This window comes from Candidatus Fermentibacter sp., assembly GCA_030373045.1.
Classification (GTDB): Bacteria; Fermentibacterota; Fermentibacteria; order Fermentibacterales; family Fermentibacteraceae; genus Fermentibacter.
Genome location: JAUCPW010000068.1, coordinates 1 through 2,908, shown reverse-complemented (window position 1 = coordinate 2,908; position 2,908 = coordinate 1). Strand labels below are relative to the sequence as shown.

At 65.2% G+C, this 2,908-nt stretch carries 5 protein-coding genes; 3 read left to right on the top strand and 2 right to left on the bottom strand.

The genetic code is table 11. The features are described from left to right. Window positions 1-140: 140 nt before the first annotated feature. Together QUS11_11600 and QUS11_11595 are read right to left on the bottom strand one after the other, a co-directional pair. Window positions 141-305 (bottom strand): hypothetical protein, encoded by a 165-nt coding sequence (locus QUS11_11600; protein MDM7993942.1) that lies wholly within the window; start codon window positions 303-305, stop codon window positions 141-143. Continuing rightward, window positions 305-736 carry a pyridoxamine 5'-phosphate oxidase family protein gene (locus QUS11_11595; protein MDM7993941.1) on the bottom strand — a complete coding sequence of 144 codons (432 nt, stop codon included), beginning with the start codon at window positions 734-736 and terminating at the stop codon, window positions 305-307. Before QUS11_11595 ends, QUS11_11600 begins: the two co-directional genes overlap by 1 nt. A gap of 166 nt (window positions 737-902) precedes the next feature. Between QUS11_11595 and QUS11_11590 the strand changes: the two genes are divergently transcribed. The 3 genes from QUS11_11590 (at window position 903) to QUS11_11580 (ending at window position 2,848) form a co-directional block, all read left to right on the top strand. After that, the gene (locus QUS11_11590; protein ID MDM7993940.1) at window positions 903-1,823 is read left to right on the top strand and encodes a hypothetical protein; all 921 of its coding nucleotides are present in this window, start codon (window positions 903-905) and stop codon (window positions 1,821-1,823) included. After that, window positions 1,816-2,190, top strand: coding sequence for a DUF2089 family protein (locus QUS11_11585; GenBank protein ID MDM7993939.1), 375 nt, complete (start codon window positions 1,816-1,818; stop codon window positions 2,188-2,190). Before QUS11_11590 ends, QUS11_11585 begins: the two co-directional genes overlap by 8 nt. A gap of 364 nt (window positions 2,191-2,554) precedes the next feature. Continuing rightward, entirely contained in the window at window positions 2,555-2,848 is a 294-nt protein-coding gene (locus QUS11_11580; GenBank protein ID MDM7993938.1) for an RNA-binding protein, read from the top strand. Window positions 2,849-2,908 lie beyond the last annotated feature (60 nt).

The following is a 2,908-nucleotide window of genomic DNA, read 5'->3' as shown; positions in this document are numbered from 1 at the left end:
CTGGGGATGGTAGTAGACCGTCCTGCCGGAGATGTCCGACGAGAGCAGGTCGTCTACGACGAGCGCGGCAGCCTGCCGGGGGCCTGCCACGTTCGCGGCGGACACGGCGCAGAGCAATGCCAGGATGGAGAACGAGAGCTTCAAGTCACTCCTCCGTTCGTGGTTGGGATCCAGATCTCGAACGACGGCCGGATCTGCCGGGCTTCAGGGCGAGCCCTTCCATCCTGCAGACCGCGAATATACTCACAGAAGAGGATAATCCCACGGGCGGCCGCCGCGTTCCCGGCAGCGGCCCGGAGCTTCATCACATCTCCATCGTGATGGTTCTCGTGTACATCTCGCCGGGCTTCAGGACATCCCCGCCCACCGGTGAGAAGCCGAGGAGGCAGAACCGCGGGTCGTCCGACGATTCCCAGAAGGTCCTGGCGTACGGCGCCTGGGTGAAGACCGCCTTCCTGAGCGATGGGTCCGCTATGACCTCGGGTGTGCAGGAGAGCCTCACGAAACCCTGGTTCTCCCCTTCCGCCAGATCGGCATAGATCTGGCAGCGGGGGTTCCTCCTGACATGGTCGACCTTCGGCGAGTCGGGGAAGGTGAGCATGAAGATCCTGCCCTCCCGGACCTGGAGTGTCATCGGCCGGAGGGCCGGACCGCTCCCCGAACAGGTCGCGAGCACGACCGTCTTCCGGGATGCAAGCAGATCGAGGGCTTCCGAAAGGGTGACCGTACCGCTCATCGCAGCCTCCTTGCATTGCGGCATGAATCCTTCACGAGGAGGAACATAAGTGTTCCGCAGAGGAAGGCATCTTTTCATTATAGCAAGCAATATTGACGAAATAGAAAGGCAGACTATGATTATGGCAACCCCGAATGCAAGGGGTGCAGTCGAAGGAGATGTCGTGATGGACGAGGAGAAGAGGGAGATACTCAGGATGCTCTCGGAGGGCACGATAGACGTCGAAGCTGCGGAACGCCTGATGACCGCTCTCGACAGCGGCCGTTCGAAGTGCGGAACCGGCGCGTGCGGTAGGCAGGGCCCGGGCAGGCCGGCAGGCTACTCGATGATCGCGGAGACCATGAACACGATCCGCGAGACGGTGGCGGGCATCGGCCCGGCGGTGCGTTCGGCGCTCGAGTCCGGGGATGAGTGCGGATTCGACGACTACGATGACCTCCGGAACAGGGGCGACGAGATCCCGGTCTCCGGAGGCGGATTCGGAGTCGAGCCGGGCACCCTGGTCAGGGTCGTCCACACCGGCAGGAAGGCTCCCGGGAACCTGACGGTAACGTGCAGCGAGGGCGCCTCCGCCACCATCGGACAGGACTCGGCCGTCAGGGTCTACCGCCGGGACGACGAGACGACAGTCGTCTGGTCGGGCGGCGACCTGCTGCTGGGCCTCCCCTCCGGCACGGGCAAGCTGAAGGCCCGCTCCCGGGGAGGCGACATGTCCGTGAGCTCGCTCGCGTTCCCCGTGTCCCTGCGGACGATGGGCGGCAACCTCACACTGACCGGCATGAAGGCCCCCTTCAAGGCCCGGACCATGGGCGGTTCGATCCGGCTGTCCGTGGTCGGGAAGCCCACCGGGAGCTCCATGGCGAAGACCATGGGCGGAAACATCGAGATCGAACTGGACCCGGAAGCCAGGGAGTCGCTCGGCCTTCTGCTCGAGACGATGGGCGGGACCATCTCGGGAGATGCCGCCTGCAGGTCGTTCGGCAGCCCCGGGAGGGCCAGGTTCGAATCCGGCCTGGACAGGGAGCACCGGCTCACCGCCACCACCATGGGCGGGAACATCCACGCTGCCGGAGGGGACGATGCCTGATCGGAGCTTGCCATCCCGCTGTCCGTCCTGCTCGGGAGTTCTGGTGGTCACGAAACTGGTCTGCCCGGACTGCGGTTCGGAAGTGGCCGGAGAGTTCGACCCCTGCCCGGCATGCAGGCTGGATGGCGACAGGCGGATCGTCTTCGATGCCTTCCTCGACGCCAGGGGCAACCTGAGGGAGGTGCAGAGGGAGCTCGGGGTGTCCTACCCGACAGCGAGGCTGCGGGTGGAGGAGATGTTCAGGGAGCTCGGGGCCCGTCGGTCCGGCCCCTCTGGAAAGCACGGCGCGATGAGCGTTCTCGGTCGCCTAAGAGCGGGGGAGATCGACCTCGACGAGGCCGAACGGCTCCTGGGCGGCGGCGGCTGAGCTATCGCCATGGAGGGGCGCGCATTGCCTCTTGACGCACGCGCGGGAACAGACGAGAATTTATCCGAGCGGGGCGGGTGCCTCGCTCATAGCGTGGTTCCGGGGCAATCCCCGGTCGGGTTCACGGTTCGGAAAGAGAGCCTGGTCCTATTATCCTCCGTGTCTTTGCGAGACCTGCAGCCAGCAGCCCGCCTCACACCGCAGCGCCGGTTTCCAGTCAAGACCTTTCGGGGATGGATGGTCCCGCACCTTGTGCGGAGCCATCCGGGCCGCTCGTACCGAGCATCTTCCGGTAGGCCGGAAGTGTTGAACCTTTGCCACGTAGCGTCACTGCAGGGGTTCGACCCCGGAAAGGAAGGTGCTCATGGGAAACAAACTGTTTATCGGCGGTCTCGCCTGGGCGACCACTGACCTCACCCTCCGCGACGCATTCGCCCCTCACGGCCAGGTCCGCGAGGCGCGGGTGGTGCTCGACAAGGAGACGGGCCGTTCCCGCGGGTTCGGCTTCGTCACCTTCGCGACGGAGGAGGAGGCCGCCAAGGCTAAGGACGCCATGAATGGCGCCATGATCGACGGAAGGCCCGTACGGGTCGACTTCTCCCAGGAGAAGGACAGGGGCGACAGAGGCCCCATGCGCAGGCCCATCCGCAACGACTGACCGCCGGTAGACGAGAGGGGGCCTGTCTCTTATACACATCTCCGAGCCCACGAGACAGCG

Coding starts and splice junctions, on each gene's coding strand:
- QUS11_11595 (MDM7993941.1), bottom strand. CDS start 736: ATGAGCGGTACGGTCACCCTTTCGGAAGCCCTCGATCTGCTTGCATCC.
- QUS11_11590 (MDM7993940.1), top strand. CDS start 903: ATGGACGAGGAGAAGAGGGAGATACTCAGGATGCTCTCGGAGGGCACG.
- QUS11_11580 (MDM7993938.1), top strand. CDS start 2,555: ATGGGAAACAAACTGTTTATCGGCGGTCTCGCCTGGGCGACCACTGAC.
- QUS11_11600 (MDM7993942.1), bottom strand. CDS start 305: ATGAAGCTCCGGGCCGCTGCCGGGAACGCGGCGGCCGCCCGTGGGATT.
- QUS11_11585 (MDM7993939.1), top strand. CDS start 1,816: ATGCCTGATCGGAGCTTGCCATCCCGCTGTCCGTCCTGCTCGGGAGTT.